The 2,962-nt window shown below is 46.8% G+C and carries 3 protein-coding genes; 1 reads left to right on the top strand and 2 read right to left on the bottom strand.

Annotation, left to right across the window (positions count from 1 at the left end; translation table 11 throughout):
- Positions 1-402 precede the first annotated feature (402 nt).
- Positions 403-1,338, top strand: coding sequence for a polysaccharide deacetylase family protein (locus tag QUB12_RS36955; protein ID WP_333311055.1), 936 nt, complete (start codon positions 403-405; stop codon positions 1,336-1,338).
- Between the two features lie 131 nt (positions 1,339-1,469).
- On the opposite strand, the gene QUB12_RS36950 is transcribed toward QUB12_RS36955, so the two are convergent.
- Together QUB12_RS36950 and QUB12_RS36945 are read right to left on the bottom strand one after the other, a co-directional pair.
- Positions 1,470-1,631: a hypothetical protein gene (locus QUB12_RS36950; RefSeq protein ID WP_333300558.1), complete on the bottom strand. Its 162-nt coding sequence runs from the start codon at positions 1,629-1,631 to the stop codon at positions 1,470-1,472.
- Between the two features lie 109 nt (positions 1,632-1,740).
- Positions 1,741-2,811 carry an FAD-dependent oxidoreductase gene (locus tag QUB12_RS36945; RefSeq protein ID WP_333311053.1) on the bottom strand — a complete coding sequence of 357 codons (1,071 nt, stop codon included), beginning with the start codon at positions 2,809-2,811 and terminating at the stop codon, positions 1,741-1,743.
- Positions 2,812-2,962: the final 151 nt, after the last annotated feature.

The raw sequence follows: 2,962 nt of genomic DNA, 5'->3' as shown, positions 1-2,962 counted from the left end.
GTTCCACAAAGAGTAGATTTTCTTGTGGAACAGGCCGAAAAGCCTGTTCCTAAAAAGCTTATTGACAATGGTGCAACATCTCACGTTAAACCAACTTGCAGTGTCAGGTAGGGACGCGGGCAGATGCGGGCTGAGTCCCTGAGAATATCGTGCCATTAATCCGATTTGAGCGCCGTCCCCCTGGCTGGGGAAAAAGTTCCACCATCCCGCGTTTTCATGGGTTAGGGGATTTCTGGCGCACAAACCTTAAATTTTTTTATCCTGACGGACTTCCCCACGATCGGTTATTTCCAGTAGCATTTTTACGGGCAGTCCAATTTAAGATTATCCTCTTAAGTGGATTAACTTGATATCAACATAAAATCTCAAATTAACTGTATAACGTGTGAAGGAGAGAATGACGTGACAAAATTGAAACTGCTGTGGAGGCGGCGAAAAACTTTAATAGTTGCTTTTATGGCAGCAACAGGAAGTTTTTTGCTGGGTGTGACATGGCCGATTAACTTGCGGGCCAATCAGCCCTTGGAACCGATTCAGGCGCAAGTCTTGGCCGTATCCCAGTCGCAAGAACAACAGCCGATGTCCAATATTAATAAGTTCTCCGAGGCGATCGCCCGTCGAGTAGAATTTTCCCAAAATGCTCTAGCCCAAGTGCAGGCAATCCGATTTCAATCAGCCGTACCGGATCAGATTCAAGGTACAACCATTAATCACGCGAAACTCGACTCCCAGCACAAGGCGATCGCCCTGACATTTGACGACGGCCCCTGGCCGAAAACAACTACACAAATCCTAGATATTCTCAAGGAAAATAATATTAAGGCTACATTCTTCTGGGTAGGAAGATACCTGCACAATTCTCCCGAAATTGGCAAACAGGTCGCAGCAGCCGGTCACGCGATCGGCAATCACACTTGGAACCACCAATACCTTCAGTATAACGAAGACGGTGCCGCTCGCGAGATCGATCGCACTTCATCCTTAATTGAGGAGTTGACCGGCATCCAAACATCGATGTTCCGCCCGCCAGGAGGCATTTTAAACAATGGATTGGCAGCTTACGCTCAAAAGAAAAATTATGCAGTTGTGATGTGGTCTGCTGATTCTTTTGATTGGCGCACTCTTACGGAATCTTTGATAGACAACGTGATGAGGCAGGCCAATTCCGGTGGCATTGTGCTGATGCACGACGGTGGCGGAAATCGAGCGAGAACTGTAAAAGCTTTACCTGATATTATTGCTCGATTGAGAAAGGAAGGGTACAGTTTCGTAACAGTTCCCGAGTTATTGCAGATGCAAGAACAAGACTTAGAAAAACAGGAAACAGCACAAAAGTAACAATTGGGAAAAGTGGGAGTTCACACCATTATTCCATTTTGTTGTATGTCGTTAGATTAATTTTTCATAACTCTAGCCGAAAAAAGAAGGAAGAAGTAGCAACCGCGCCCGATTCCAGGCGACGTTCTTAACTACTGAAACCATTGCTTTAATTGCATTTCCCTTCTTCCTTCTTCCTTCTTCCCTCTTCTTTCTTCCTTTTTCCTTCTTCCTTCTTCCTGACATCGGTTACATCCGTGACACAATCCGTTGCCGAACTTCCTTATTCTTTCTTCCTGACATTCGTTATTCATGCCGGACGGTATTATCACGTTCGAGGGCAAGGTAATCTTCGGGGCTAAACCCAGACGGGATGGCAATCATAGCGTTAGAGGTAAAATCAATACATTACTTGTAGCCATATTACCAATTTAGGCTTGAATCTAACGGCAAATCCTGCAACTGAGAATTCACCCAATTAGCCGCCGCCAAACCCGAGCGCAAAGCACCCTCTATTTGACCTTCCCCGCACAAATCCCCCGCACAAACCAGCGGCAAAGTCCCCTCCGCCGCCAAACAAGAAACAGGCAAAGGATTTCGACAAAAAGCATAGCGCCAGCGGTGAACCTGCAACCATTCCGGCTGTTTCAGCCAAGGCATTAAATATTCAGAAGTGCGATCGAGCAATTCATGACCGACAGTTTCCAAATCAGCAGCTTCTAAATAGCGTTCGGCAAAATTTGCGCTGCTGTGAACCACAAACACCGGCTGCTGCGGATCGAGCCGTTTGCTGCTGTCCAAACCAACCCAAGCTAAATCAGAATTATCGGGAAAAGAAACAGCTTTCCACGGCGGATTTAGATTGCTCAAATCTTGCTGTTTTGCCGCAGGATAGCCAGCCATAACCGTAAAGCAAGGTTCGTACTCCACAGAACGCAATTTGTCAAGAAAATCAGATTTCAAACCGATTTCCGAATTCAAAAACATTAAAGCTTGAGGAGCCGGAATTGCTACTACAACAGCCTTAGCAATCAATTCTTGAGGCGTCTGTAAATTGTCATCAGTAACTTCTAGGGAAAGATGCCAGATTTGGTTATCTGTGGTACTAGAAATAGCTTGTACGCGGCGGCCAAACCAAATTTCTACCCCCTCCGCCAGATACTTACCGATCGCATTCATACCCGCAGGTGCGACATAGCAAGAACTAGGAATAGAGAACATTTCTCCTTGTCGGAATTCTCCCACACTATCCGTCCAGAGTTTGAGGATATCCCGATCGACCAAAACCTCAATTAACCCCTGCACCGCATCCCCCTGCGGTTCCAGATACCGCGCCCCGTGATCGGCCCTAGTACCCTGTAGGCGGCGGGTAGCAACACGTCCCCCCGCGCCGCGAGATTTCTCAACAACAGCCACAGAATAACCAGCTTGACGCAACCGTTGAGCGCAACTCAGCCCCGCCATACCCGCACCAATCACCGCAACATCGAACATAATCAATCAGTCAATCGATTTTAGATTTTAGATTTTAGATTTTAGATTGAAGCATTGACCCCACGGATAAATTGGGGGGGCAAGTTTCATCGGATACAGGTTTTTTATTTCTGGACGGATGAATCCGGCGGCTTGTATCCTGGATGCTTTC

The sequence above is a fragment of the Microcoleus sp. B7-D4 genome, from assembly GCF_036705125.1.
GTDB lineage: Bacteria > Cyanobacteriota > Cyanobacteriia > Cyanobacteriales > Microcoleaceae > Microcoleus.
The sequence above is the reverse complement of the archived record's forward strand: the minus strand, read 5'-3'. Positions and strand labels throughout refer to the sequence as shown.